Annotated in this window: 22 protein-coding genes, 1 tRNA gene and 1 riboswitch; of the genes, 5 read left to right on the top strand and 18 right to left on the bottom strand. The window is 61.5% G+C overall.

The annotated features are described in order from the left end of the window. Positions 1-93: 93 nt before the first annotated feature. Positions 94-285, bottom strand: a riboswitch (cobalamin riboswitch). A gap of 89 nt (positions 286-374) precedes the next feature. From ACJO3T_RS17390 to putA, 5 genes are all read right to left on the bottom strand, one after another. Next, positions 375-1,223: a methylated-DNA--[protein]-cysteine S-methyltransferase gene (locus ACJO3T_RS17390; protein ID WP_406979275.1), complete on the bottom strand. Its 849-nt coding sequence runs from the start codon at positions 1,221-1,223 to the stop codon at positions 375-377. A gap of 11 nt (positions 1,224-1,234) precedes the next feature. Next, positions 1,235-1,999, bottom strand: coding sequence for an SDR family oxidoreductase (locus ACJO3T_RS17385; RefSeq protein ID WP_406979274.1), 765 nt, complete (start codon positions 1,997-1,999; stop codon positions 1,235-1,237). A 214-nt stretch (positions 2,000-2,213) separates the two neighbouring features. Then, complete coding sequence (nhaB, locus tag ACJO3T_RS17380) at positions 2,214-3,719, bottom strand: sodium/proton antiporter NhaB (RefSeq protein ID WP_406964932.1); 1,506 nt, start codon at positions 3,717-3,719, stop codon at positions 2,214-2,216. 177 nt (positions 3,720-3,896) lie between these two features. After that, complete coding sequence (locus ACJO3T_RS17375) at positions 3,897-4,328, bottom strand: YqaA family protein (RefSeq protein WP_406964931.1); 432 nt, start codon at positions 4,326-4,328, stop codon at positions 3,897-3,899. A gap of 128 nt (positions 4,329-4,456) precedes the next feature. Further along, entirely contained in the window at positions 4,457-8,086 is a 3,630-nt protein-coding gene (putA, locus tag ACJO3T_RS17370; RefSeq protein ID WP_406979273.1) for a bifunctional proline dehydrogenase/L-glutamate gamma-semialdehyde dehydrogenase PutA, read from the bottom strand. A 310-nt stretch (positions 8,087-8,396) separates the two neighbouring features. Here putA and ACJO3T_RS17365 point away from each other — a divergent pair, with 310 nt between their 5' ends. Beyond that, complete coding sequence (locus ACJO3T_RS17365) at positions 8,397-8,849, top strand: Lrp/AsnC ligand binding domain-containing protein (protein ID WP_406979271.1); 453 nt, start codon at positions 8,397-8,399, stop codon at positions 8,847-8,849. 12 nt (positions 8,850-8,861) lie between these two features. Here ACJO3T_RS17365 and zigA read toward each other — a convergent pair whose 3' ends face one another. Continuing rightward, the gene (zigA, locus tag ACJO3T_RS17360) at positions 8,862-10,064 is read right to left on the bottom strand and encodes a zinc metallochaperone GTPase ZigA (protein ID WP_406979270.1); all 1,203 of its coding nucleotides are present in this window, start codon (positions 10,062-10,064) and stop codon (positions 8,862-8,864) included. Positions 10,065-10,282: 218 nt separating this feature from the next. Between zigA and ACJO3T_RS17355 the strand changes: the two genes are divergently transcribed. Genes ACJO3T_RS17355 through ACJO3T_RS17340 form a run of 4 tightly spaced genes read left to right on the top strand, consistent with a single transcriptional unit; the run spans position 10,283 to position 14,419 of the window. After that, a complete protein-coding gene (locus ACJO3T_RS17355) occupies positions 10,283-11,608 on the top strand; it encodes a hypothetical protein (RefSeq protein ID WP_406979269.1) in 1,326 nt (441 codons plus the stop codon). Between the two features lie 16 nt (positions 11,609-11,624). Then, positions 11,625-12,743, top strand: coding sequence for a hypothetical protein (locus ACJO3T_RS17350; protein ID WP_406964925.1), 1,119 nt, complete (start codon positions 11,625-11,627; stop codon positions 12,741-12,743). Next, the gene (locus ACJO3T_RS17345) at positions 12,733-13,638 is read left to right on the top strand and encodes a metal ABC transporter substrate-binding protein (protein ID WP_406979268.1); all 906 of its coding nucleotides are present in this window, start codon (positions 12,733-12,735) and stop codon (positions 13,636-13,638) included. Before ACJO3T_RS17350 ends, ACJO3T_RS17345 begins: the two co-directional genes overlap by 11 nt. Then, positions 13,628-14,419, top strand: coding sequence for a metal ABC transporter permease (locus tag ACJO3T_RS17340; RefSeq protein WP_406979267.1), 792 nt, complete (start codon positions 13,628-13,630; stop codon positions 14,417-14,419). The genes ACJO3T_RS17345 and ACJO3T_RS17340 overlap by 11 nt, the downstream gene beginning before the upstream one ends. Before the next feature lie 18 nt (positions 14,420-14,437). Here ACJO3T_RS17340 and ACJO3T_RS17335 read toward each other — a convergent pair. The 12 genes from ACJO3T_RS17335 to ACJO3T_RS17280 all read right to left on the bottom strand — a co-directional run bounded on the left by ACJO3T_RS17335 (position 14,438) and on the right by ACJO3T_RS17280 (position 25,034). Then, positions 14,438-14,513, bottom strand: a tRNA-Thr gene (locus ACJO3T_RS17335). 71 nt (positions 14,514-14,584) lie between these two features. Further along, positions 14,585-16,417 (bottom strand): glutamine--fructose-6-phosphate transaminase (isomerizing), encoded by a 1,833-nt coding sequence (gene glmS, locus ACJO3T_RS17330; protein WP_406979266.1) that lies wholly within the window; start codon positions 16,415-16,417, stop codon positions 14,585-14,587. A 25-nt stretch (positions 16,418-16,442) separates the two neighbouring features. Then, positions 16,443-17,813 (bottom strand): bifunctional UDP-N-acetylglucosamine diphosphorylase/glucosamine-1-phosphate N-acetyltransferase GlmU, encoded by a 1,371-nt coding sequence (gene glmU, locus ACJO3T_RS17325; protein WP_406979265.1) that lies wholly within the window; start codon positions 17,811-17,813, stop codon positions 16,443-16,445. A gap of 158 nt (positions 17,814-17,971) precedes the next feature. Beyond that, on the bottom strand, positions 17,972-18,394 hold the full coding sequence (locus ACJO3T_RS17320) for a F0F1 ATP synthase subunit epsilon (protein ID WP_406964918.1): 423 nt from the start codon (positions 18,392-18,394) through the stop codon (positions 17,972-17,974). 40 nt (positions 18,395-18,434) lie between these two features. Continuing rightward, complete coding sequence (gene atpD, locus ACJO3T_RS17315; RefSeq protein ID WP_406964917.1) at positions 18,435-19,829, bottom strand: F0F1 ATP synthase subunit beta; 1,395 nt, start codon at positions 19,827-19,829, stop codon at positions 18,435-18,437. Positions 19,830-19,884: 55 nt separating this feature from the next. Continuing rightward, positions 19,885-20,745, bottom strand: a complete 861-nt coding sequence (gene atpG, locus ACJO3T_RS17310; RefSeq protein ID WP_406964915.1) for a F0F1 ATP synthase subunit gamma — start codon at positions 20,743-20,745, stop codon at positions 19,885-19,887. Between the two features lie 70 nt (positions 20,746-20,815). Next, the gene (gene atpA / locus ACJO3T_RS17305; protein ID WP_406964914.1) at positions 20,816-22,360 is read right to left on the bottom strand and encodes a F0F1 ATP synthase subunit alpha; all 1,545 of its coding nucleotides are present in this window, start codon (positions 22,358-22,360) and stop codon (positions 20,816-20,818) included. 28 nt (positions 22,361-22,388) lie between these two features. Next, the gene (locus tag ACJO3T_RS17300; protein WP_406964913.1) at positions 22,389-22,925 is read right to left on the bottom strand and encodes a F0F1 ATP synthase subunit delta; all 537 of its coding nucleotides are present in this window, start codon (positions 22,923-22,925) and stop codon (positions 22,389-22,391) included. Positions 22,926-22,937: 12 nt separating this feature from the next. Then, positions 22,938-23,408, bottom strand: coding sequence for a F0F1 ATP synthase subunit B (locus ACJO3T_RS17295; protein ID WP_406964911.1), 471 nt, complete (start codon positions 23,406-23,408; stop codon positions 22,938-22,940). 85 nt (positions 23,409-23,493) lie between these two features. After that, entirely contained in the window at positions 23,494-23,721 is a 228-nt protein-coding gene (gene atpE, locus ACJO3T_RS17290) for a F0F1 ATP synthase subunit C (RefSeq protein ID WP_091850834.1), read from the bottom strand. Positions 23,722-23,770: 49 nt separating this feature from the next. Continuing rightward, positions 23,771-24,625, bottom strand: coding sequence for a F0F1 ATP synthase subunit A (gene atpB / locus ACJO3T_RS17285; RefSeq protein WP_406964908.1), 855 nt, complete (start codon positions 24,623-24,625; stop codon positions 23,771-23,773). Positions 24,626-24,641: 16 nt separating this feature from the next. Further along, a complete protein-coding gene (locus tag ACJO3T_RS17280) occupies positions 24,642-25,034 on the bottom strand; it encodes an ATP synthase subunit I (protein WP_406964906.1) in 393 nt (130 codons plus the stop codon). Positions 25,035-25,131: the final 97 nt, after the last annotated feature.

Here is a 25,131-nt window from a genome sequence, read left to right as displayed (position 1 = left end):
CATCCCCCTCTCCCTAACCCTCTCCCGCCAGGGGAGAGGGGATTAATAGGGTCGTCCGCAAGAATCTATCTGCTCACCTTATAAACGCGAAGGCTCGACATTCTGTCCAGGGCAGGTCTTCGGACTCAGGGGCAGGAACCTCTCGGTTCGGCCTTGCGGGCGACTTCCCGGCGTGCGTGCCAGTGTCGTAATGCCCACTCGTTCCCCAATACCGCTGCGCGTCAGTTCCGGATTCTCACCGGATTCCCGATACCAGATGGCGACACTTTGATCACTACATTTGGTATTCAGCCAAGGACATTGTCACTATATACGGGATATTCGCTCCCAACAAGTGACTGACACCGATCGCCATAAGATTGGCCATGAAGCGATCAGGACACCGCCGTTTCCGGCTCGGTCCGCAAACGCTCCCAGGCCTGGATCACCCGCTTGCGGTTCGGCCCCCAACGGTAACCACCAAGAGCGCCGCTTTGCTGGATCACCCGATGGCAGGGAATCAGGAGGGCCACCGGGTTCACCCCAACAGCGTTGCCCACCGCCCGTGAGGCGCTGGGGTATCCCAGGGAGCGGGCGATATCCCCATAGCTGACCACCGCGCCGTAGGGAATGTTCATCAGCGCACGCCAGACGGCAATCTGGAAATTGGTACCGGACACCCGGATGGAGATGGGGCCTTCCGCCTGCTCCTCCGGCCTGCCCAGCATCCGGGCCACCACCGGCTCGGTAGCCTCAGGATCCTCTACCAGCGTGCTTGCGGGCCAGTCTGACCTGAGTTGTGCCAGTTCAGTATTCAGGTCGGAGTAGTCGAGAAAGGCGGCCCGGCACACACCCCGGTCGGTGCGGGCCACCAGCAGGTCTCCGAAAGGCGTGTCATGGACACCATAGCTGATACGCAGCCCTTCACCCCTTGTCTTGAATTCACCGGGGGTCACCGCTTCAAGCTGGACAAAGTGGTCGTGCAACCGCGACCCACCACTGAGGCCGATATCGAGCGCCGTGTCCAGCAGCGAGCGGGATTCCGCCAGCAACGCCTTGCTGTGCTCCAGGGTCAGCACCTGAAGGAAGCGCTTCGGAGAGGTGCCGGCCCAACGGGTGAACAGCCGCTGGAAATGATAGGGGCTCAGGTTTACGTGTGCCGCCACCTGCTCCAGCGTCGGCTGACTGCCCGCCTGCCCGACCAGATAGGTAATGGCCTGTTCGATACGCGCATAGTCCGACATCATCACGTCCCTCACATTCTGTTCACGGAAACGCCACCATCCACCAGCATGGCCGAACCGGTGGTGAACGAGGCGGCGTCCGACGCCAGGTACAGCGCCGACTGCGCAATGTCTTCCGGCGATGCAATCCGTTTCAGGGCGTGCAGCCCCCGCACCATGTCCATTGCCTCCGGTGAATCGGCAAAGGTGCGTGCCGCATCGGTATCCGTGCCCCCCGGTAGCAGGGCGTTAACCCGGATGCCCTGGGCGCCGTGCTCAACGGCAAGCACCTGGGTCAGTCCGACCAGGCCGGCCTTGCTGGCAGCGTAGGCGGCCATGCCCGGCATACCCGCAGTATGGCCGACAAACGATGAGGTGAATAACAGCGAGCCGCCACCCCGGGCCACCATGGCCGGTAGCTGATACTTCGCCCCCAGCCAGGCGCCGGTCAGGTTGGTGGTCAGCACCTCATCCCAGTCACCCCGGGACATATCGGATGCCGGCCCCATGGCGCCGAGCACACCGGCGTTATTGAAGGCGATATCAAGGCCGCCAAAGGCCTCGGTGGCCATGTCCACCAGGGCCCGGGCATAGTCTTCATCCCGCACATCCCCCGCCAGCGCCACGGCCTGGCCACCTTCCGCCTCGATCTCCCGGACCAGGGCCTCCAGCTCCTGCTGACGACGGGCGCCAACAACCACCGAGGCCCCTTCTCGGGCGAACAGACGGGCTGATGCATAGCCGATGCCCGCACTGGCACCGGTAACAATGGCAACTTTATTGGACAGGATATTCATGGCTGGAGCTCCTTTCATCGATGACGGAATCGTCGGCTGATAGCCGGTTCAGAATCGATGATAGGGAGTCTCCCCGTGGCGGCCGACCCGAATCTTGCGGAGATGACGGCAGGGCGTTTTCTGATCACGCAGAACCGTGTTGCCCTGCCGTCACCCTCCGAGCATAGGGTTCAGGCGCACCCTTCCAGCAGTATGGTAGGCCCTCCGGTGGCCATCAGACCAGATAGATCACACTGATCAGGCCTACCGTACCCATGACGATGGTGTAGGGGAACGCCATCACCACCATGCGACCATAGGACAGCCGCACCAGCGGCGCGATGGCGGAGGTCAGCAGGAACAGGAACGCCGCCTGGCCGTTGGGGGTGGCCACGCTGGGCAGGTTGGTGCCGGTGTTAATGGCGATGGCGAGGGTCTGAAAATGTTCGTTGTTGATGGCGCCGGCGTCCAGGGCCTGCTTGATCTCACTGATGTAGACCGTGGCCACGAACACATTGTCGCTGATCATGGACAGCAGGCCGTTGGCGATAAAGAACATGCCCGGTTGCTGGCTCTCCGGCAGGTCCAGCACAAATTCGATCACCGGCTTGAACAGGTGCTGGTCGTGGATCACCGCCACCACGGCGAAGAACACCACCAGTAGGGAGGTGAACGGCAGGGATTCCTGGAAGGCCTTGCCGATCTGGTGCTCGTCGGTCACCCCGGTAAAGGAGGTAATGATGATGATCACCAGCAGGCCGATCAGACCCACCTCAGCCAGGTGGAAGGCCAGACCCACCACCAGCACCCCGGCGGCAAAGGCCTGGATCCAGAGGGCAGCCTCGTCGGCCTTGGTGCGCTTGGCCTTCTCGTTGTCCGCGAACTCTTCCAGTACCCGCCGTACGGGCTTGGGCAGACGGGTGCCGTAACCGAACCAGCGCAGTTTCTCCAGCGCCCAGCAGGTGAACAGGCCGGCGCCGAGCACCGGCAGGCTCACCGGTGCCATGTGCTCGAAGAAGCTCTTGAAATCCCAGCCCACGGTCTTGGCGATCAGCAGGTTCTGGGGTTCGCCTACCATGGTGGCCACGCCGCCCAGGGCGGTACCAATGGCGCCATGCATCAGCAGGCTGCGCAGGAAGCCACGGAACTGCTCCAGGTCTTCCCGGTGCAGTTCGATCACCTCCGCATCACTGTCGGCGTTGTGGTCCTTGTGCTGGTAACCCTTGCCCGAAGCCACCTTGTGGTAAACCGAATAGAAGCCCACCGCAACGCTGATGATGACCGCCGTTACTGTCAGTGCATCCAGGAACGCGGACAGTACCGCCGCCGCGGCACAGAACAGCAGCGACAGGGCGGACTTGGAACGAACCCCCACCAGGATCTGGGTGAAGGTGACCAGCAACAGCTCCTTCATGAAGTAGATGCCCGCCACCATGAACATCAGCAGCAGGATTACCGGGAAGTTGGTGAGCAGCTCATGGTAGACCGCCTCCGGTGACGTCATGCCCACCAGGATAGCCTCCACCGCCAGCAGGCCGCCGGGCAGCAACGGGTAACACTTCAGCGCCATCGCCAGGGTAAAGATGAACTCGCCCACCAGAAGCCAGCCCGCCACCGCCGGTCCGAACATCACCACCACGATGGGGTTGATGATCAGGAACAACAGGATCAGCTGCTTGTACCAGGTGGGCGCCTTGCCCAGGAAATTGGCGGTAAAACCGCCGAACACGGTCGATGGCATTTGTCTATCACTTCTATAGATAGGATCTTTTACGAGGCGGGCGCATATTACCAGAAGCAATCGCAAATGTGCTTGATATCGGTGAACTTTCGTGCGATGTCGATCTCATTGCGGCATTCAGGCGCACCAAAACGGTGCCACCATCTATCGGGAGGACAGCAGGCGATACCTGGTAGATCAGCTATTGAGCCAGCCAAAGGTCAGCATGGCGGTGATCAGGTAACGCCCGCCCTTGGCCAGGGTGACAATGGCCAGGAAACGCCAGAAGGGCTCCCGCATGATACCGGCAATGAGGGTGAGGGGGTCGCCAATGAACGGCGCCCAGCTCATCAGCAGGGACCAGTGGCCCCACCGATGGTAGTGAACCTGGGCTTTTTCCAGTGTGCGGGCCTTGAACGGGAACCACTTGCGGTAGCGGAACTTTTCGATGTACAGGCCCAGATACCAGTTCACCACCGAACCCAGCACATTGCCTACGGTGGCGACCAGAAGCAGGCCGGCAATGGAATAGGCATCCGACACCAGCAATCCCACCAGCAGGGCTTCAGACTGGAACGGAAAGAAGGTGGCAGCGGCAAAGGCAACAAAGAACAGGCTGAGATAGGCCATGGGGGATCCGGTACTCCGGGCAGCGGTGCATCGGGGGATGGCCTACCACCTTAATGGCGGAGTAAACGGAAAGCCAGAATGGCGGAGTAAACGGAAAGCCAGGAGCACTCCCTGCTCCCGCTCCGGATCTATTCCGAGGCCGCGATCAGGCTGGCGTTGCCCCCGGCAGCCGTGGTATCCACACACAGGTGACGCTCGATCACATAGCGCTGATCCAGGGTATGCTCGGTGATCAGTGGCAGCAGGGCGCCATCCCGTTTGGCCAGGGCCTGGCGGTACCGCTTCAGCAGATCCGTTTCCGCACAGCTCACTACCGCGTGGAAACCGTCCACCGTGGCCAGGGCCTCCGGGTCCAGCAGACCGTCACAACCCACCACCGGCAGGCCGGCATCAATCGCCTGCGCCAGGGTTTCCTCAACCCCCGGTGCGATCACCACGACCCGGTTACCCTGGGACAGGGCGGTTGCCGCCTGTTCCAGGGCGGTGCCCCGGTCCGGGCCCAGACAAAGCACCAGACCACGGGGATAGTTGGACAGCCGGTTCAGCTCGCCCGTGGGGCCGGGCAATTCCTCTGTCTGGTCATCCAGGGGAGCCGGCGCCTCGCCCAGGATCGGCACCAGGTGGGCCATCCGTTCGCTGGGCCCCGGTAGCGGCGCCTTGTCCAGTGAAGCAATCAACGATTGCAGGGCCTTGGCATCCACCGTGCTGGCGCTGGTATCCGCCGGCACCTGCTTGACCGGTCCCTGCAGGAAACGGCGAACGTACTGCGGTCCACCAGCCTTGGGACCGGTGCCGGACAGGCCCTCGCCGCCAAAGGGCTGAGAGCCGACAATGGCGCCGATCTGGTTGCGGTTGACGTAGGTGTTGCCCACATGGATGCGGTTGGCGATCCGCTCCACCCGGTGGTCCACCCGGCTGTGGATACCGAAGGTCAGGCCGTAGCCCTTGGCATTGACGGCATCCACCACCTTGTCCATGTCCTTCGCCTCGAAGGTGGCCACATGGAGCACCGGGCCGAAGATTTCCTCTTCCATCTCCTCGATACCACTGACCTTGAGCACGGCAGGGGACACGAACAGCCCGCCTTCCGGTACCGGCACTTTCTTGAGGAGCTTGCCGTCCCGCTCGAATTTGTCGCAATGGTCCTGGATCTTCTTGCGGGCGTTGTCGTCGATCACCGGCCCCACGTCCGTGGACAGCAACCAGGGGTCGCCGATGCCCAGTTCGTCCATGGCGCCATAGAGCATCTCCAGCAGGTGGTCGGCAATGTCCTTCTGCACATACAGCATGCGCAGGGCCGAGCAGCGCTGGCCGGCGCTCTGGAACGACGATGCCAGCACGTCCCGCACCACCTGCTCCGGCAGGGCGGTGGAGTCCACGATCATGGCGTTAAGGCCACCGGTTTCCGCCACCAGGGGGGCGTCCGGTGCCATGTTGTCGGTCATGGCCTGGTTGATGCGCTGGGCGGTGGCGGTGGAACCGGTAAAGCAGACGCCGGCAATGCGGGCGTCGGAGGTCAGCGCCGACCCCACGGTGGCGCCGGTGCCCGGCAGCAACTGAACCGCCGCCTTCGGAATTCCCGCCTCATGCATCAGCTCCACGGCCCGGCTGGCCAGCAGCGAGGTCTGTTCCGCCGGCTTGGCCACCACGGTATTACCGGCCGCCAGGTTGGCCATGATTTGACCGGTGAAGATCGCCAGCGGGAAGTTCCAGGGCGAGATGCAGCACATCACCCCACGGGGATTGCCGCTGCCTTCGTAGCGTTCCGCCTCGTTGGCGTAGTACTGGGCGAAATCCACCGCCTCCCGGATCTCGGCGACGGCATCCAGCAGGGACTTGCCCGCCTCCCGGGTGGTGAGGGCGAACAGCTCGTGGGCGTGTTCCTCATACAGGTCCCCCACCCGGCGAACCCGGGCGGCACGCTCAGCGGCGGACAGGGCGGACCAGCTACTGAATTCGGCCTGCGCGGCGTTGATGGCCGCGTCGATATCGTCCGGGGACGCCTGGGTCACGTAGCCGACCAGATCCTCCGGGTTGGCCGGGTTGCGCACCACCTGCACTTCCGTGCCGATAACGTCCGAGACAACCACCGGACCGCCTTTCCAGCGATGCTCCCGGTATTGCCCGCGGCCACGGTCGATCTCCCCGATGGTCACGGGGTCGGTGATATCCCAGCCCTTCGAGTTACGGCGTTTCTCGCCAAACAGGTTGGCCGGCTTGACGATGGCCTTGCTGGACAGATCGCGGCCCAGGGATTCCACCGTCTCGATAGGATCCCGGGCAATCTCTTCCGGGGTAATGCGGGTGTCGACAATCTGGTTGACGAACGAGCTGTTGGCGCCGTTCTCCAGCAGCCGGCGCACCAGGTAGGCCAGCAGGTCACTGTGCTTGCCCACCGGCGCGTAGATCCGGCAGGGCACGCCGCTATCCTTCATGACCTGGCTGTGGAGGGACTCCCCCATACCGTGCAGGCGCTGGAACTCGTAGTTGTCGAGCCCGGCGGTGCGGGTCATCTCCAGCACGGCGGATACCGAGTGGGCGTTATGGGTGGCGAACTGCGGGTAGATGCGATCCGCCATGTTCACCAGCTTGCGGGCACAGGACAGGTAGGCCACGTCGCTGCATGCCTTGCGGGTGAACACCGGGAAGTCGGTGAGCCCCATCACCTGGGCACGCTTGATCTCGGCGTCCCAGTAGGCACCCTTCACCAGCCGCACCATGATGCGGCGGTCCAGCTTCTCTGCCAGGGCATAGAGCCAGTCCAGGGTCTGTGGCGCACGCTTGCCGAAAGCCTGTACCACCACACCAAAACCTTCCCAGCCGGCCAGGTCGGGATCGGACAGGATGGCTTCGATCACGTCCAGGGACGGGTCCAGCCGGTCCTGTTCCTCGGCATCGATATTGAAACCCATATTGGCCGCTGCGGCCTTCTTCGCCAGTTTCAGGGCACGGGGCATCAGTTCCTTCATCACCCGGTCATGCTGGCCGTACTCGTAGCGTGCCAACAGGGCGGAGAGCTTGACCGAGATACCGGGGTTCTTACGCACATCGCCGTCACAGAACTGGGCGATATAGTCGATGGCGTTCTCGTAGGCCTCGTAATAGCGCAGGGCGTCGGCGTCAGTTCGCGCGGCCTCGCCCAGCATGTCATAGGAGTAGGTGTAGCCCTTGGCCACATAGTCCTTGCCTTCCTTGTGGGCTTCCTCGATATCCCGGCCCAGCACGAACTGGCGGCCCATTTCCTTCATGGCCTGGCCGGCGACGGTGCGCACCACCGGCTCGCCCATGCGCTTGACCATCTTGCGCAGGGTGTCGCCCACGCTCTGGCGCTCGGAATCCTTCAGCAGGTTGCTGGTCATCAGCAACGCCACGGTGGTGGAGTTGATAAAGGAGGACGACGCCTTGCCCACATGGGCACTCCAGTTGCCGGAGGTGATCTTGTCCTCGATCAGGGCATGGATGGTCATGTTGTCCGGCACCCGCAGCAGGGCTTCCGCCAGGCACATCAGCGCCACGCCCTCCTTGGTGGTCAGGCCGTACTCCGCCAGGAATTTTTCCATGATGGTGGAGCGGGCGTTGGCCCGCACATCCCGCACCAGGTCCGCGGCCCGGTCGGAGATGGCACGGCGTTCCTCCGGCGACAGGCCGGCATCCGCAATCAGTTCACGAATCACCTCGTACTCATCGGCGAGATAGTAGTTGCGGACAGCCTGGCGGCTTTCGGCCAGTGTCGGTTTGTCTGACTGCTGCGGTTTCATAACGGTAACCTCATCGTCATCTGTCTCTCTTGCAGGCATTCTACCGATAGGGCGTCAGACCATTTTCCTGTATTAATTTTATACATCCGTTAAATGTCCCGTTTTTACCGAGTCTGAATTACAATAAAGACTTCAGTTTCCGGGATAACAGGAAAAATGATCTGATTACACCCAGTGATCGGGTTGCCGATCCGGGGCTGCCTGCCATCGCACCTGCACTGACTTCAGTCTAGAACGCTATGGAACGGTACGCAGGGAATTGGCCTCCGGTTTCCATCGGGTGTCTCTCATTAACCACGAACGAGGCCATATGACAGAGCCGGACCGCATCGACCACTCCATCATGCGCGAGTTGCAGAAGAATGCCCGCATCACCATTACCGAACTGGCCTCCCGGGTGGGGCTGTCGAAGACCCCCTGCCAGGTGCGCATGCGCCGGCTGGAGGAGCAGGGCTACATCACCGGCTACACCGCGCTGCTGAACCAGACCCGCATGGGCCTGAGCCACATCGCCTTTGCCCAGGTCACCCTCAACGACACCAGCAGCAAGGCCCTGGCTGCCTTCAACGAGGCCGTCCGTCAGATCGCCGCCGTGGAGCAGTGCCATATGATCGCCGGCAACTTCGACTACCTGCTGAAGGTGCGCACCCGCAACATGGCGGATTACCGGCAGGTTCTGGGAGAACAGATCTCGGCGCTGCCCCACGTGTTGCAGACCAGTACCTTTGTGGTGATGGAGAATGTACGGGATGGGGCTGTGTAGCCCCCATCCCTTTTAACGCCAGGCGGGAAACGGATCGTTGAGGGTCTGCCAGAAGTCTTTGCCCGCCACCAGTTGCCCGTCGTCCAGCAGGCAGTCATCCAGTTGCCGGCGCACCGTGGCTTCGTCCAGGTTCTGGCCGATAAACACCAGTTCCTGGCGCATATCCCCGAAGGGTTCCTCCCAGTGGGCCATGATGGCCTGGCGGTATTCCTCGTCTTCGGGCCAGTGCTCTTCCGGCACCGCTTTCCAGAACATACCGGCAAAGCCGTGACGGGCGATGCCACCGGCCTGGCTCCACTGGCCTACAAACTCTGGCCGGGTGGCCAGCCAGAAGTAGCCCTTGGAACGGATCAGTCGACCGGTGGGCCAGGGCTGGTTGAGGAACTCGAAGAACTTGGCGGGGTGAAACGGCCGGCGGGCCCGGTAGACAAAGCTGCCAATGCCGTATTCCTCGGTTTCCGGGATATGCTCGCCACGCATCTCCACCAGCCAGCCCGGTGCCAGTTGGGCCCGCTCGAAGCTGAAGCGCCCGGTACCAAGGACTTTGTCCAGGGCAACATCGCCCTGGCGGATGGGCAGGATTTCCGCCTCGGTATTCAGACTGCGCAGCACTCCGGTCAGGCGGTGGAGGTCCTGCTCACTGGCCAGGTCGGTCTTGCTCACCAGGATGATATCGCTGAACTCCACCTGGTCCACCAGCAGGTCCGCCACGCTGCGTTCATCCTCCTCGCCCAGGCTTTCGCCGGACTCTTCCAGGGACAGCGCCTCGTCATAGTCCTTCAGGAAATTCACCGCGTCCACCACGGTCACCATGGTATCCAGCCGGGCCACATCCGACAGGCTGATGCCGTCTTCATCGGCAAAGGTAAAGGTCTCCGCCACCGGTAGCGGCTCTGAGATGCCGGTGGACTCAATCACCAGGTAATCGAACCGGCCCTCAGTCGCCAGGCGGCGCACCTCCACCAGCAGGTCCTCCCGCAGGGTGCAGCAGATGCAGCCGTTGCTCATCTCCACCAGCTTTTCCTCGGCCCGGTTCAGGGTGACTTCCTGCTGGACCTGGGCCGCGTCGATGTTGACCTCGCTCATGTCATTGACGATCACCGCCACCCGGCGGCCTTCCCGATTGTTGAGGATATGGTTCAACACCGTGGTCTTACCGGCCCCGAGAAAACCGGACAGGACGGTTACCGGTAGTCGATTGCTGTTTTCCTGCATGTTTTCTCACTCCTCTCACATCAAAGTGCCCGAATCGGGCTTTACGTTAATTATGTTATAACATAACATTCGTTGTTGATCAGACAAGACCTTAATCCGCCACACGAGGAACAAGCCGATTCACCAACCTCCGTCGGCAAACCGCTGTTCCATATCCGCCTCGACTGACTTTCTATTCAATCGATAAAAGCAACGTTATAACGTAAAAGGAGTTTTCCATGACAAAACTGACCCCACCATTCGCCCACAACCCGCTGCGCCTGGCCATTGCCCTGGCAGCAACCACCCTGCTCCTGGCTGGCTGCGGAGGCGGCAACAGTGGATCCGATTCCGACGATAGCGACGACGACCATGCGCACGAGGAGATCGACAGCACCGGGCGACTGGCCACCTACGACGCCGGTGCCGGCGCCCTCAAGGTCTTCGAAGTGGACGACGGCACATTGCTGGAAACCGTCCCGCTCGCCGGTGAAGCACCGCGGCTATCCCATAGCCCCGGATACCGCTACGCCGTGGTGATCCAACGGGAGGACGACCTGGTGTCCTTTCTGGACGGCGGCCTGTACGTGGAGGATCACGGCGATCACATGCACGAGTATGCCGAAACCCCCACCATGCTGAGCCTGACCCTGAACGACCGCCGGCCCACGCACTATTCCCTGGGAGAAGACAGCGGCGTGGTGTTCTTTGACGGTGAAGACGGGGTGGCCAGCTCAAAAGTGACGGCGCTGTCCGACGCCTCGCTGATGGATAGCACCACACTGGCCAGCCTGGGCCGGGACAACGCCATGCACGGAGTAGCCAAGTTAATCGGCGACCAGTTGTTCGTCACCTACCGGGACCCGTCCATCACCGACACCACTCTGCCGGCGGAAGTGGAGCGTTACAGTTTCGACGGCGACAGCTTCAGCTTTGAAACCCGCTATACGGAGCAATGCCCGCTCCTCCACGGCGCCGCCGCCAATGACCATGCGCTGGCCTTCGGCTGCGGTGACGGCGTGCTGGTCATCGACCTGCACGACACCACCTACCCGGCCAGCAAGCTGGACAACCCGGACTCGCTGGCGGCGGACAGCCGGATCGGCACCCTCGCAGGCCATCATGCGGTGGAGGAACTGGTGGGTATTGCCGGCGACCAGCTGTATGTGATTGACGCGGAAGCCAGTGCCGATCCCTACCGGGAGCTGACCCTTGGCGCCGGCGTTGGCCTTGTGGCGCAGGGGTTCGACGTCCATGGAGAGGTGTTCTATGTGCTGGGCGACGATGGCGACCTGCGCCTCTTCCACCCCGGGGATAACTGGGCCCTGGCCCATACCATTACGGTAACCGGCGCCCTGGGGGAAGACGCCGCCGCGCCCTCCATCACCACCTCCGCCGCCGATGACCGCCTGTACCTGCTGGACCCCAACGCCAGCACCATTACCGAGATCGACAGCCATGACGGCGGGATCGTCCGCACCCTGAACCTGGACTTCGAGGCGTCCGGGCTGGTGTGGCTCGGCCTGGCCGACGGCGATCACAGCCACGACGACCATGACCACTGAGCAGTAAGGAACGACCATGAAACACAGCCATTCCGTGGCCAGCGCACTCGCGCTGGCCCTCGCACCACTGACCGCGCCCCTGGCCAACGAGCTGAACCCGGATATCAGCGCGGTGCTGGACGGTTACTACAAACAGAACACCACCGCCCTGTCCCACCGGGACGAGGGGTTCGGGCTGGGCCATACTGAGCTGTCCCTGTCATCACCCATTGACGACCTGTTCGAGGGACGTATGACCGCTGTCCTGGAAAGTCATGACGGCGAGACCGAACTGGAACTGGAGGAAGCCTTCATCCAGACCACCGGCATGCCCTGGAACCTGAGCATGCGTGGTGGCCGCTTCCTCTCCCAGGTGGGTTATCTCAACGGGCGGCATTTGCATGAAGATGATTTCGTGGAGCGCCCGGCGGCCTATCGCGCCATGCTCGGCAGCCACTATTTTGACGACGGTGTGCGTCTCAACATGCTGTTACCAACCCCGTTCTACTGGCAGATCGGTGCGGAAGCCTTCGACGGCGATCGCCTCTCCGAAGGTGAAGAGGATATCGGGGTGTACACCGTGAATACCCGGTTCGGCGGTGATATCTCCACCAGCCAGAGCTGGCAGGCGGGGCTGTCCTGGGTACGTAACCGCCAGATCCATGGTGGGGAAGGCGCTGGTCATGACCATGAGCACGAACATGAAGAGGGTCACGACCACAGCCATGGGGCTTCCTACACCGGCGAAAACCTCTACATGGCGGACCTGGTGTGGAAATGGTCCCCCCGGGGCAACACCCGCCAACAGCAACTGACGTTGAGTGGCGAGTATCTCTACGCTGACGACCTGAACGAGTACGCCAGCTCCGATGATGTCCACGAAGGCTGGTACGCCTCGGCGGTCTACCAGTTTGCGCCCCAGTGGTCCGCCGGCGTGCGTTATGGCGAAGTGGATCTCAAAGAAGCCCATGGCGACCACTTCCACGATCAGGAACTGGAGGAGACCGACATCATGCTGGCCTGGTCACACTCCCACTTCTCGACCCTGCGGCTGCAGTACACCTTCCAGGATGCCTACGGCTTTGAGGAAGCGGACAATACTGTCACCCTGCAGTACGTGATGTCGTTCGGGGAGCACGGTGCCCATGGCTTCTAAAGGATGGCTGGCCGGGTTGGTGCTGGCGCTCGTTGCGCCGGCTGCCCAGGCCAGCCTGAACGTGTTCGCCTGTGAGCCTGAGTGGGGCGACCTGGCCCGGTCACTGATGCCGGACGCCGACATTACCGTAGCCACCACCGCCTGGCAGGACCCCCACTATGTGGAGGCCCGACCCAGCCTGATCGCCGCCGTGCATCGGGCTGATCTGGTGGTGTGCACCGGGGCGTCCCTGGAAGTGGGCTGGCTGCCAACACTGCTCCAGAAATCCGCCAACCGGCAGGTACAGGAAGGCGGCCCCGGGCTGTTCTATGCTGCGGAGCAGGTGCCGTTGCACCAGCCCCACGACCATGTGGATCGCAGCATGGGCGACGTGCATCCAGAGGGCGATCCCCATGTGCACCTGAACCCGGATGCGGTGCCGGTGATTGCCGAAGCCCTGGCCAATCACATGGGCCAACTGGCACCGGACAGTACCTCCGACATCCAGCGGCGTTATCTGTCCTGGCGGGTGGACTGGAACCTTCATCGGGACCAGTGGCGCCAGGCGGCGCAGCGACTCGAAGGCTTTGAGCTGGTGGTCCAGCACACCAGCTTCAACTATCTGCTGCGCTGGCTGGGAGTGAAGCCGGTGGTCGACCTGGAACCCAAGCCCGGCCTACCCCCCAGTGCCTCGCACCTGAGCAGGGTACTGGGCCATGACCGGCTGGAGCAGGCAGACGGAATCCTGGTGGCCACCTACCAGGACGACCGCCCGGCCCGCTGGCTGTCGGAGCAAACCGGATTGCCTGTTCTGGTGCTGCCGGCCACCGTTACGGATGGGGCTCCAACGAAAACCCTGCCGGACCTGATCGACCATCTCATCAGGCAACTGGAAGGCCTGGCTGATGACGCCTGATCACTGGGCCTGGCTGGCTGCCCCCCTGGCGGCAGGAATCCTGATGGCGATATGCCTGGTGCCCCTGGGGCACCGGGTGCTGTCCCGGGGCATGGTGTTCGCCGATCTGGCCATCGCCCAGTGGGCCGCACTGGGCTCACTGGCCGGCAACCGTCTTGTCCCCAAACAAGTGGTGCTGGGCATTCCGGTGAGCAGCCTGATCCTGGCGCTACTGGCCGTTGCCCTGGTCCACCTGATCCTCCGGTACCTGCCGGCCCACCGGGAGGCCACCATCGGCCTGCTCTACGTGTCCGGCGCCAGCCTGGCGACCCTGCTGGTCAGCAGCGATCCCCACGGCGCCCAGGCCCTGGCCCGGACCCTGGACGGGGACCTGCTGTGGGTGACCGGCCAGTCACTGGTGCCACTGGCCGTGGTGACGCTGGCGGTACTGGGTTGGCAGCTCCTACCCGGTAAGGGATTTCGGGACAGGCTGTTCCTGGTCCTGTTCGCCCTGTCGGTCACCCTGACGGTGGAGATGGCGGGCATCTACGTGGTGTTTGCCAGCCTGATCGCCACGCCGCTGCTGATCTGCCATCACGGCGGCGGGCCACTCTGGCAGGCGATGCTGGCGGCCGCCGCGGGCCAGGGCATCGGGCTTGGCCTGTCGGCGTTCTATGACCTGCCGGCGGGGCCTGCGGTGGTGCTCGCTTTGATATTCACGGCCTTCGTGGCCAGGGTCGTCAGCGGACGGTTACCGGAACCGGATAGCCGAGAGGTGCGATTCCACCAGAATAGCAAGTAGGAACAGCGGGCCGATGGGTGGAGCTGCAGGGGGGAGTCGAACCCCCGACCTACTGATTACGAGTCAGTTGCTCTACCGCCTGAGCTACTGCAGCAGCCATTGGCAATCTAGGGGTCGGGGAAGGCGGATTTCAAGGGGCCCGTTGCGGGCCCCCTGGCTATCGGTTTATTCGACAGTAACGCTCTTGGCCAGGTTCCGCGGCTGATCCACGTCGGTGCCCTTGAGTACCGCCACATGGTATGACAGCAACTGCAGCGGTACGGTGAAAACAATCGGTGCCGTAATCGGGTGGACCGACGGGATCTGCATGACGTGGATGCCTTCCTCGGATTTCACGTCGGCCTCGCGGTCGGCAAAAACGAACAACTCGCCGCCCCGGGCCCGGACTTCCTCCAGGTTGGACTTGAGCTTCTCCACCAGGTCATTGTTGGGCGCCACGGTGACCACCGGCATCTCGCTGTCCACCAGGGCCAGGGGGCCGTGCTTGAGCTCGCCGGCCGGATAGGCCTCGGCGTGGATGTAGGAGATTTCCTTCAGCTTCAGCGCCCCTTCCAGGGCCACCGGGAACTGGGAGCCACGGCCCAGGAACAGGCTGTGGTTCTTGTCCACGAAGGCTTCACTGAGTTCCGCGATGGAGTCGTCCAGGGCCAGTACATCGGCGACCTGGCCGGGAACCAGTTTCAGGGCCTGGACGATTTCCGCTTCTTTCTCCTCCGGCAGGCCATTGTGGCGGGCCAGGGCGAGGGTGAAGATCAGCAGCGCGGTGAGCTGGGTGGTGAAGGCCTTGGTGGAGGCGACACCGATTTCCGGTCCGGCCTGGGTCATTACCACCATGTCCGATTCCCGCACCAGCGAGCTGCCCGGTACGTTGCAGATCGCCAGGGCAGCGCGGAAGCCGGCCTTCTTGGCCTGGCGCAGCGCGGCCAGGGTGTCTGCAGTCTCGCCGGACTGGGAGATGCACAGGAACAGGGTGTCCGGCTGGATCACGTGCTTGCGGTAGCGGAACTCCGACGCCACCTCCACGGAACAGGGCACGCCGGCCAGTTCCTCGATCCAGTAACGGGCCACCATGCCGGCGTGGTAGCTGGTGCCACAGGCAATGATCTGCACATGGCGGATGTCCTTCAGGAGTTTACCCGCCTCGATGCCCAGGGCCTGCTCCAGCACCCGTCCGTCACTCAGGCGACCCTCAAGGGTAGCCTTGATCACCGCCGGCTGCTCGTGGATCTCCTTAAGCATGAAGTGACGATAGTCGCCCTTGTCGGCGGCGTCGTGGCCGTGCTCGAAGCGGGTCACTTCCCGCTCCACCGGCTCGCCGCTGCGGTCAATGATCACTACCCGATCCCGGTGTATATCCGCCAGGTCTCCTTCCTCCAGGAACATGAACCGGTCGGTGACAGGCAGCAGGGCAAGCTGGTCGGACGCGATGAAGTTTTCACCGATGCCCACGCCGACAACCAGCGGGCTGCCCTCACGGCAGACCACCAGGTGGTCCGGCTCGTCGGCATGCACCACGGCCAATGCAAAGGCACCGCGCAACTGACTGATAGCGGCCTTGACCGCCTGGAACAGATGACGTTCCTGCTGGTAATGCTTTTCGATCAGGTGGGCAATGACCTCGGTGTCGGTCTGGGAGGTGAAACTGTATCCCTCCTCCCGGAGCTGGTCCCGCAGGGCCTGGTAGTTCTCGATAATACCGTTGTGAACAATGGCCAGCCGTTCGCCGGACATGTGCGGATGGGCATTGATGCGGGAAGGTTCGCCATGGGTGGCCCAGCGGGTATGGGCAATGCCCACATGGCCGGGGGCCGGATGGGCGGCCACCGCCTCCGACAGGGCAGCCACCTTGCCCAGTTCCCGGGCCCGGTTGATCTGGCCACTGCTGTCAAGGGTCGCCAGGCCGGCGGAGTCGTAGCCCCGGTATTCCAGCCGCCTCAAACCTTCCAGCAGGATACCTTCCACGTCCCTCTGGGAAACTGCTCCAACGATGCCACACATATTGATGTCGTCCTGTTACCGGGGGTCAGTCTTTCTTTTCCGGCCGTTTCCAGCCCTTGATGTTGCGCTGGCGACCGCGGGCAACGGCCAGCTCCTTCGCATCCACATGGCTGGTAATGGTGGATCCGGCGCCGATAACGGCGTCTTCGTCCACCGTGACCGGTGCCACCAGGGCGGTATTGGAACCGACAAACACATTGTCGCCCAATACCGTCTGGAACTTGTTTACGCCATCATAATTACAGGTGATGGTCCCTGCACCTACATTCACATTACGACCCAGTATGGCGTCACCCACATAGCTCAGGTGGTTGATCTTGCTACCCTCGCCCACGTCGGCCTTCTTGGTTTCCACAAAGTTGCCCACCTTGGCGGACCGGGCCAGGCGGGTGCCCGGGCGCAGGCGCGCGAAGGGGCCTACCTGGCACTGCTCGGCAACCACGGCACCCTCGATCACCGAGTTGGCGTGCACGGTGACATTATCCGCCAGTTGGGCATCGCGGATCACGCAGTTAGGGCCGATGGAGACGTTATTGCCGAGGGTAACGTCACCTTCGAACACCACGTTCACATCAATCAGCACGTCCTGACCGATGGTCAGCTCGCCGCGCACATCGATCCGCGCCGGATCCGCCAGGGTGGCGCCTTCGGTCATCAGACGGCGGGCCTCGCACTGCTGGTACCAGCGCTCCAGCTCCGCCAGTTGCAGGCGGTTGTTCACCCCCTGCACTTCCTCCTCATGGGACGGCTGGGCTACTTCGATGGTAAGCCCTTCGTCCGCCGCCATGGCGATGATGTCGGTGAGATAGTATTCGCCCTGGGCATTGCGGTTGGAGAGCTGGGGCAACCACCGTTTGAGGTGGTCCGAGGTGACCGCCAGGATACCCGTGTTCACTTCCTGGATCGCCTTCTGCGATTCGCTGGCATCCTTCTGCTCCACGATCGCCGTCACCTGGCCCTGATCGTTTCGCAGGATACGGCCATAGCCGTCGGGATTACCCAGGTCGACGGTGAGCAGGCCCAGGCTTTGGTCATTGACCCGGGATACCAGGGCCACCAGGGTTTCCGGATTGATCAGCGGTACGTCACCGTAGAGCACCAGCACCACGGCACCATCCGGCACGCCGGGCAGGGCCTGGGCCACCGCATGGCCGGTACCCAGCTGCTGTTCCTGCAGCGCCCAGACCACGTCCTCCGCTGGTGTCACCGCCCTGACCTGTTCGGCGCCATGGCCGATCACCCCGTGGATGCCTTCGGCCCCCAGGGTCCTGGCGGTATCCATGACATGGTGCAGCATGGGCCTGCCGGCCACTTTGTGGAGCACCTTGGGCAGGGAGGATTTCATGCGTGAGCCCTGACCGGCGGCCAGGATGATGACATGCAGGGGGGCAGTCATGGCGGGTTCCTGATTCCTCTGGTTGATACGGAGGTCCCTTTGGGGGGTCTCTTCAACAAAAAAGCCGCAGCCATTGCGCTGGCGATTGTCCAGACTGAGCGTCTGTTATCGCCACCACTACGGATGCGGCCCTGGTGAGCACGTTCCACCGGAACGTCTTAGCGTACCTTGTTGCGCAGTTTCTGCAGGGTACGGAGTTGCGCCATGGCTTCTGCCAGTTCGGCAGCGGCCCTGGAGTACTCGAACTCACCGGTCTTATTTGCCAGTGCCTTCTCGGCCTCCCGCTGGGCTTCCAGCGCTGCGGCTTCATCCACGTCCTTGGCCCGGACAGCGGTGTCAGCCAGCAGGGTGACAATGGAGGGCTGAACCTCCAGGTAGCCACCAGAGACATACAGGATCTCCTCCTCACCGCCCTGCTTGAGGATCCGGACAGCACCGGGCTTCAGAGCAGTCAGCAGCGGGGCGTGGCCGGGCTGTATGCCCAGTTCGCCCTCGGACCCGGTGGCAATCAGCATTTCCACCAGACCGGAGTAGATCTTTTCTTCGGCACTTACGACGTCACAATGTACGGTCATAGCCATCTCAGTTGCCTCTCAGGTCGGTCAGCGAAGGGAGGGTGACTTACTTGTCACCCTTGGACTTCAGTTCCTTCGCTTTTTCGACCGCTTCTTCAATGGTGCCACACATATAGAAGGCCTGCTCAGGCAGGTCGTCATAGTCACCATTGAGGATACCCTTGAAGCTGCTAATGGTTTCCTTCAGGGAGACGTACTTACCGGGAGAACCGGTGAATACCTCGGCCACATGGAACGGCTGGGACAGGAAACGCTCGATCTTACGGGCGCGGGCAACGGTCAGCTTGTCATCTTCCGACAGTTCGTCCATACCCAGGATCGCGATGATGTCCTTCAGTTCCTTGTAGCGCTGCAGGTTGGTCTGTACGCCACGGGCCACTTCGTAGTGCTCTTCACCGATCACCAGCGGATCCAGCTGACGGGAGGTGGAGTCCAGCGGGTCGATCGCCGGGTAGATACCCTTTGAGGCGATGTCACGGCTCAGTACCACAGTCGCGTCCAGGTGGGAGAACGTGGTCGCGGGGGACGGGTCCGTCAGGTCGTCCGCCGGCACGTAAACCGCCTGGATGGAGGTGATGGAGCCAGTCTTTGTGGACGTGATCCGCTCCTGCAGCTCACCCATCTCCTGGGCCAGGGTCGGCTGGTAACCTACCGCGGAAGGCATACGGCCCAGCAGTGCCGATACCTCGGTACCCGCCAGGGTGTAACGGTAGATGTTGTCAACGAACAGCAGTACGTCACGGCCTTCGTCACGGAACTTCTCGGCCATGGTCAGGCCGGTCAGTGCAACCCGCAGACGGTTTCCGGGGGGCTCGTTCATCTGGCCGTAAACCATCGCTACCTTATCAAGGACGTTGGAGTCCTTCATTTCGTAGTAGAAGTCGTTACCTTCCCGGGTACGCTCACCAACACCGGCGAATACGGAGAGACCGGAGTGCTCTTTCGCGATGTTGTTGATCAGTTCCATCATGTTAACGGTCTTGCCCACGCCGGCGCCGCCGAACAGGCCAACCTTACCACCCTTGGCGAACGGGCAGATCAGGTCGATAACCTTGATGCCGGTTTCCAGCAGGTCCGCGGACGCGGCCTGGTCGGCATAGCCCGGTGCCTTGCGGTGGATACCCCAGCGCTCTTCCTCGCCGATCTCGCCCTGTTCGTCGATGGGACGACCCAGAACGTCCATGATACGGCCCAGTGTGGCGGTACCAACCGGAACGGAAATCGGTTTGCCGGTATTTTCTGCTTTCAGGCCCCGCTTGAGGCCTTCGGTGCTGCCCATGGCGATGGTTCGAACAATACCGTCACCCAGCTGCTGCTGGACTTCCAGAGTTGTTTCGCCACCTTCAAGCAGCAGTGCGTCATAAACGTTGGGTACGGATTCACGCGGAAATTCCACGTCGATAACCGCGCCAATGATCTGAACGATGTGTCCGCTACTCATGCTCGGTTCCTCGTTATCTCAATAGTCTTCAAAACCAGTTGGATCATGATCCGCATCAGACCGAAGCCGCGCCGCTCACAATCTCCGAAATTTCCTGGGTGATGGCTGCCTGACGGGCCTTGTTGTAGGCCAGCTGAAGCTCATCAATGATGTTGCCAGCGTTATCGGTAGCGCTCTTCATGGCAATCATCCGGGCAGCCTGCTCACAGGCCAGGTTTTCCACCACGCCCTGGTACACCTGGGATTCAATGTAGCGTGGCAGGAGGCCATCCAGGATGGTTGCCGCGGCCGGCTCGTAGAGATAATCCCACTGATTTCTGATCTCTTCGTCTTCGCTCGGCGGCAGGGGCAGCAACTGATCCACCTTCGGCTGCTGGGTCATGGTGTTCACAAACTCGTTGTGCACCACGTACAGCCGGTCGATGCGACCTTCCTCGAACGCGTCCAGCATCACCTTGACATTGCCGATGAGCTGTTCAGCGCTGGGGTTGTCGCCCAGGTGGGTCAGTGCCGCGACAACATTGCCGCCATAGTTGCGGAAAAACGAGGCGCCTTTCTGACCGATTGCACAGATGTCGGCTTCGACACCCTTGTTTTTCCAGTCACGCATGTCACGGACCAGTTGCCGGAACAGGTTGCTGTTCAGGCCACCACACAGTCCACGGTCAGAGGAAATCACGATGTAACCAACCCGGTTTACCTCACGCTCCAGCATGAAGCTGTGGCGGTAATCCTGATTGGCCAGCGCGATGTGCCCAATAACCTGACGCATCTTCTCCGCATACGGGCGGGTCGCCTGCATGCGTTCCTGAGCCTTACGCATCTTGCTCGCCGCCACCATTTCCATGGCGGAGGTGATCTTCTGCGTGCTCTTGATGCTTCCGATCTGGTTACGTATTTCTTTTCCGACGGCCATAAGTCACTGCCTTTTCAAGTTAGACACTCATGTGAACCAACTGGCCCGCAACTAGGGCGGGCCAGAGGAATTACCAGCTTTGAGTGGTCTTGAATTTCTCCAGAGCAGCTTTCAGGCCGGCGATGATATCGTCGTCGTACTTGCCTTCAGCGCCGATCTTGTCGAGGAGCTCCTTCTGTTCGGAGCGCATCCAGTCCAAAAGCTGCGCTTCGAACTTGACGACCTTCTCCACATCGACGTCATCCAGGTAGCCTTCGTTAGCTGCGAACAGTACGGTGCCCATTTCCGCAACGGTCATGGGGCTGTACTGGTTCTGCTTCATCAGCTCGGTGACGCGCTGACCATGCTCCAGCTGCTTACGGGTTGCTTCATCAAGGTCGGAAGCGAACTGGGCGAATGCCGCCAGTTCCCGGTACTGGGCCAGGGCCAGACGGATGTTACCGCCAAGCTTCTTCATGATCTTGGTCTGGGCGGAACCACCGACCCGGGATACCGAGATACCGGCGTTCATTGCCGGACGAATGCCGGAGTTGAACAGGTTGGTTTCCAGGAAGATCTGACCATCGGTGATGGAGATCACGTTGGTCGGTACGAAGGCGGAAACGTCACCGGCCTGGGTTTCGATGATCGGCAGCGCCGTCAGCGAACCAGTCTGGCCTTTCACTTCGCCGTTGGTCAGCTTTTCAACTTCATCGGCGTTGATCCGGGACGCACGCTCCAGCAGACGGGAGTGCAGGTAGAACACGTCACCCGGGTAGGCTTCTCGACCCGGCGGACGACGCAGCAGCAGGGAGATCTGGCGATAGGCCACCGCCTGCTTGGACAGGTCGTCGTAAATGATCAGGGCGTCTTCACCACGATCCCGGAAGTACTCACCCATGGACGTACCGGAGTACGGTGCCAGGAACTGCATGGCGGCCGGATCAGCGGCGCCGGCGGCAACCACGATGGTGTGGTCCATGGCACCGTGCTCTTCCAGCTTGCGGACCACGGCAGCAATGGAGGACTGCTTCTGGCCGACGGCTACGTAGATACACTTGATGCCGGTGTTCTTCTGGTTGATGATCGCGTCGATGGCGACAGCGGTCTTACCGATCTGACGGTCACCGATGATCAGTTCCCGCTGGCCGCGGCCGATGGGAACCATGGTATCGATGGCTTTCAGACCGGTCTGTACCGGCTCGTCAACGGACTGGCGGGCGATAACGCCGGGCGCGACCTTCTCGACCGGGGAGGTCAGGGACGTACCCAGATCGCCCTTGCCGTCGATGGCATTGCCCAGACCGTCAACCACGCGGCCCATCAGTTCCGGACCTACCGGAACTTCCAGGATACGGCCGGTGCAACGGACCTTCTGGCCTTCCGCCAGATCTTCATAGTCACCCAGCACAACCGCACCAACGGAATCACGCTCCAGGTTCAGAGCCATGCCGTAGGTGCCGTTGGCAAATTCGATCATCTCGCCGTACATAACATCGGCGAGACCGTGGATCAGCACGATGCCGTCGGAAACCGACAGGATGGTGCCTTCGTTCTTGGCTTCGGAAGAGATGTCGAGCTTCTCGATCCTCTTCTTGATGATGTCACTGATCTCGGATGGATTCAGTTGCTGCATGCCTTTGTCCTCAAACCTTGTGCTGAAATCAGGCGCCCAGTGTGTCGGCGAGTTTATTCAGCTTTCCGCGTACAGAGGCGTCGATCACCATGTCGCCGGTGCGTACAACCACACCGCCAATCAGGGCCTGATCCGCCTGGGTGGAAAGCGTTACCTGCCGTTCCAGTTTCTTCGACAGGGCCTCGGCCAGCTTCTGCTGTTGTGCGTCCGTCAGCTCGAAGGCTGCGGTCACATCGATCTCGACAGTGCGTTCCAGATCCGCACGGAACTTGCGGAACAGTTCGGAAACTTCCGGAAGCAGTGCCAGACGGCCTCTTTCAGCGAGAATGGCGAAGAAGTTGCGGACCGGTTCGGAAACCTCGGTACCGGCAAACTCCAGAATAATGTCTGCCTTGGTTGACCGGTCGACGCCGGGATGCGCGAGAAGCTGTTTCACGTCGCTGTTGGCAGCCACCTGTCCGGCCACAGTCAGCACTTCGGACCAGTGGGCCAGGGTATCCTGGCTCTGGGCGGTCTCGAAGGCTGCCCGGGCGTAGGGGCGTGCCAGCGTTGTCAATTCTGCCATGATGAACCTCGCTTAGAGTTCGGCAGCGAGCTTGTCCAGCATCTCGCTGTGCGCGTTGGCATCGACAGATTTCTCCAGGATCCTCTCGGCGCCGGCGACGGCCAGGGCAGCCACTTCGGCACGCAGGGCATCACGCGCCTTGACGCGCTCCTGCTCGATTTCGGCGTGGGCCTGGTCGATCAGTTTCTGACCCTCCTGCCGGGCTTCGCCCTTGGAGTCTTCCACGATCTGGGTGGCCCGCTTGTTGGCCTGTTCGATCAGGGCAGCGGCCTCTTCCTTCGCGGTACGCAGTTCCTGGGCGGCTTTTTCCTGTGCCAGCTCAAGGTCCAGGGAAGCGCGGTCTGCAGCAGACAGCCCATCGGCTATTTTTTTCTGGCGTGCGTTCATGGCCTCGGTAATGGGAGGCCAGACGTACTTGACGCAGAACCAGACGAAAATAGCGAAGGCTATCGATTGCCCTATCAACGTAAGGTTTATATTCACGGCGATATACCTCTAGCTATTCGTTGCGTCCTGGTGTCCGTAAAACCGGGCGCCGTTTTCGGGGCGCCCGCCCTTAACGACCGGATTAACCAGCAACAACGAAGATCAGGTACATCGCAATACCAACGCCGATCATGGGAACCGCATCCAGCAGACCGGCCATGATGAAGGTCTTGGTTTGCAGCTGGTTCGCCATTTCCGGCTGACGTGCGGTGGACTCGAGCAGCTTGCCACCCAGCAGACCAAAGCCGATGCCGGCACCCAGGGCGCCCAGACCGATGATCAGTGCAGCTGCGATAAATACCATTTCCATTGATGACTCCTCAGTTTTTCAGATGGTTAAGGGTGTTTGAGTTTCGTTATCAGTGATCTTCGTGTGCCGCGCTGAGGTAAACCACAGCCAGCGTTGTAAAGATAAAGGCCTGCAGGGTCACCACCAGGATATGGAAGATCGCCCAGGGCACGTTCAGCGTCCATTGAACCCACAGTGGTAACAGAGCGATAAGGATGAACACAACCTCGCCCGCATACATGTTGCCGAAAAGCCGCAGTGCCAGGCTGACCGGCTTGATGATCAGGGCCAGCAGCTCCAGCACCAGGTTGAAAGGTATCAGCGCCCAGTGGTTAAACGGCGTGAACGACAGCTCCTTGAGGAAGCCACCCGCTCCCTTGACCTTGAAGCTGTAGAACAGGATCAGCAGAAACACACCGATGGAGATCCCGAAGGTGCCGTTGGGATCGGTGGTGGGAACAATCTTGAAATACTCGAGGCCCATGGCATGGGCAACGGAGGGAATGTAGTCGACCGGGATCAGCTTCAGGCTGTTCATGAGGAAGATCCACACGAACATGGTCAGGGCCAGCGGCGCGATCAGCGGATTTTTGCCGTGAAAGACATCGCGGACAATGCCCTGAACAAACTCGACGGTCATCTCCACCATGTTCTGGAGACCACCGGGCTGGCCGGATGTGGCCTTCCTGGCGGCAAACCGGAACAGGCCAAGGAACAGTACGCCCATGGCAATGGACCAGCCCATGGTGTCCACGTGCACCGCCATGAAGCCCATGTCGGCGGCTTCCTGGCCGGTGCGGGCCATGGTCCAGGTGGCTTCTTCCACTACGCTGCCGTCGGCGCGCTCGTAACCTGCCGGCAACTTGCCATAGGTCAGGTTCGTCAGGTGGTGTCGTATATATTCTACTGGGGTATCAGCTGCCATACTGCGTCTCGTCCAGTCATCGCTGTGGTGTTGGCCGCATGAACCAGCGCAGGGCTGCACCCATCACAACCATCACAGCAAAAGTGAATAACAGAGCCGGTACGTGGATCGGCTCCATCAAGTTGAAAACGGCCGCAAAAAACACTGCGGTAAGGGCAATCTTTATAGATTCCGCCCTGAACAGGTTACCTACCATCCGGGACATGTGCCGAGCCCCTTCGACCTTGTAAACCTGGTAGGCAAACCAGGTGTTTGGCACCAGAAAAATAAGACCACCCACCAGGGCGGAATAACCGGCCAAACGACCCTGCGTGGCCCATAACAGGGCCATAACAACGATGGCTGTACTCTCGATAACCAGCCAGCGGAGCAGCGGCACCCGGTTGAGACGATGTCCGGACCTTGCCATCACGAAAAACCTGCCGCCATTCCAAGCGCGGGAATTATATGTGTTAACCGAAAGCTGTTCAACTCACGTACTGCGAAATTCTGGTGGTTTTTTGGTC

It is taken from the genome of Marinobacter shunpengi, assembly GCF_045449715.1.
Taxonomy (GTDB): Bacteria; Pseudomonadota; Gammaproteobacteria; order Pseudomonadales; family Oleiphilaceae; genus Marinobacter.
This window is presented reverse-complemented; position numbering and strand designations above follow the sequence as displayed.

What these genes read in the sequence shown, in the direction of transcription:
- ACJO3T_RS17390 (WP_406979275.1), bottom strand. Translation starts at nt 1,223, where the DNA reads ATGTCGGACTATGCGCGTATCGAACAGGCCATTACCTATCTGGTCGGG.
- ACJO3T_RS17385 (WP_406979274.1), bottom strand. Translation starts at nt 1,999, where the DNA reads ATGAATATCCTGTCCAATAAAGTTGCCATTGTTACCGGTGCCAGTGCG.
- nhaB (WP_406964932.1), bottom strand. Translation starts at nt 3,719, where the DNA reads ATGCCATCGACCGTGTTCGGCGGTTTTACCGCCAATTTCCTGGGCAAG.
- ACJO3T_RS17375 (WP_406964931.1), bottom strand. Translation starts at nt 4,328, where the DNA reads ATGGCCTATCTCAGCCTGTTCTTTGTTGCCTTTGCCGCTGCCACCTTC.
- putA (WP_406979273.1), bottom strand. Translation starts at nt 8,086, where the DNA reads ATGAAACCGCAGCAGTCAGACAAACCGACACTGGCCGAAAGCCGCCAG.
- ACJO3T_RS17365 (WP_406979271.1), top strand. Translation starts at nt 8,397, where the DNA reads ATGACAGAGCCGGACCGCATCGACCACTCCATCATGCGCGAGTTGCAG.
- zigA (WP_406979270.1), bottom strand. Translation starts at nt 10,064, where the DNA reads ATGCAGGAAAACAGCAATCGACTACCGGTAACCGTCCTGTCCGGTTTT.
- ACJO3T_RS17355 (WP_406979269.1), top strand. Translation starts at nt 10,283, where the DNA reads ATGACAAAACTGACCCCACCATTCGCCCACAACCCGCTGCGCCTGGCC.
- ACJO3T_RS17350 (WP_406964925.1), top strand. Translation starts at nt 11,625, where the DNA reads ATGAAACACAGCCATTCCGTGGCCAGCGCACTCGCGCTGGCCCTCGCA.
- ACJO3T_RS17345 (WP_406979268.1), top strand. Translation starts at nt 12,733, where the DNA reads ATGGCTTCTAAAGGATGGCTGGCCGGGTTGGTGCTGGCGCTCGTTGCG.
- ACJO3T_RS17340 (WP_406979267.1), top strand. Translation starts at nt 13,628, where the DNA reads ATGACGCCTGATCACTGGGCCTGGCTGGCTGCCCCCCTGGCGGCAGGA.
- glmS (WP_406979266.1), bottom strand. Translation starts at nt 16,417, where the DNA reads ATGTGTGGCATCGTTGGAGCAGTTTCCCAGAGGGACGTGGAAGGTATC.
- glmU (WP_406979265.1), bottom strand. Translation starts at nt 17,813, where the DNA reads ATGACTGCCCCCCTGCATGTCATCATCCTGGCCGCCGGTCAGGGCTCA.
- ACJO3T_RS17320 (WP_406964918.1), bottom strand. Translation starts at nt 18,394, where the DNA reads ATGGCTATGACCGTACATTGTGACGTCGTAAGTGCCGAAGAAAAGATC.
- atpD (WP_406964917.1), bottom strand. Translation starts at nt 19,829, where the DNA reads ATGAGTAGCGGACACATCGTTCAGATCATTGGCGCGGTTATCGACGTG.
- atpG (WP_406964915.1), bottom strand. Translation starts at nt 20,745, where the DNA reads ATGGCCGTCGGAAAAGAAATACGTAACCAGATCGGAAGCATCAAGAGC.
- atpA (WP_406964914.1), bottom strand. Translation starts at nt 22,360, where the DNA reads ATGCAGCAACTGAATCCATCCGAGATCAGTGACATCATCAAGAAGAGG.
- ACJO3T_RS17300 (WP_406964913.1), bottom strand. Translation starts at nt 22,925, where the DNA reads ATGGCAGAATTGACAACGCTGGCACGCCCCTACGCCCGGGCAGCCTTC.
- atpE (WP_091850834.1), bottom strand. Translation starts at nt 23,721, where the DNA reads ATGGAAATGGTATTTATCGCAGCTGCACTGATCATCGGTCTGGGCGCC.
- atpB (WP_406964908.1), bottom strand. Translation starts at nt 24,625, where the DNA reads ATGGCAGCTGATACCCCAGTAGAATATATACGACACCACCTGACGAAC.
- ACJO3T_RS17280 (WP_406964906.1), bottom strand. Translation starts at nt 25,034, where the DNA reads ATGGCAAGGTCCGGACATCGTCTCAACCGGGTGCCGCTGCTCCGCTGG.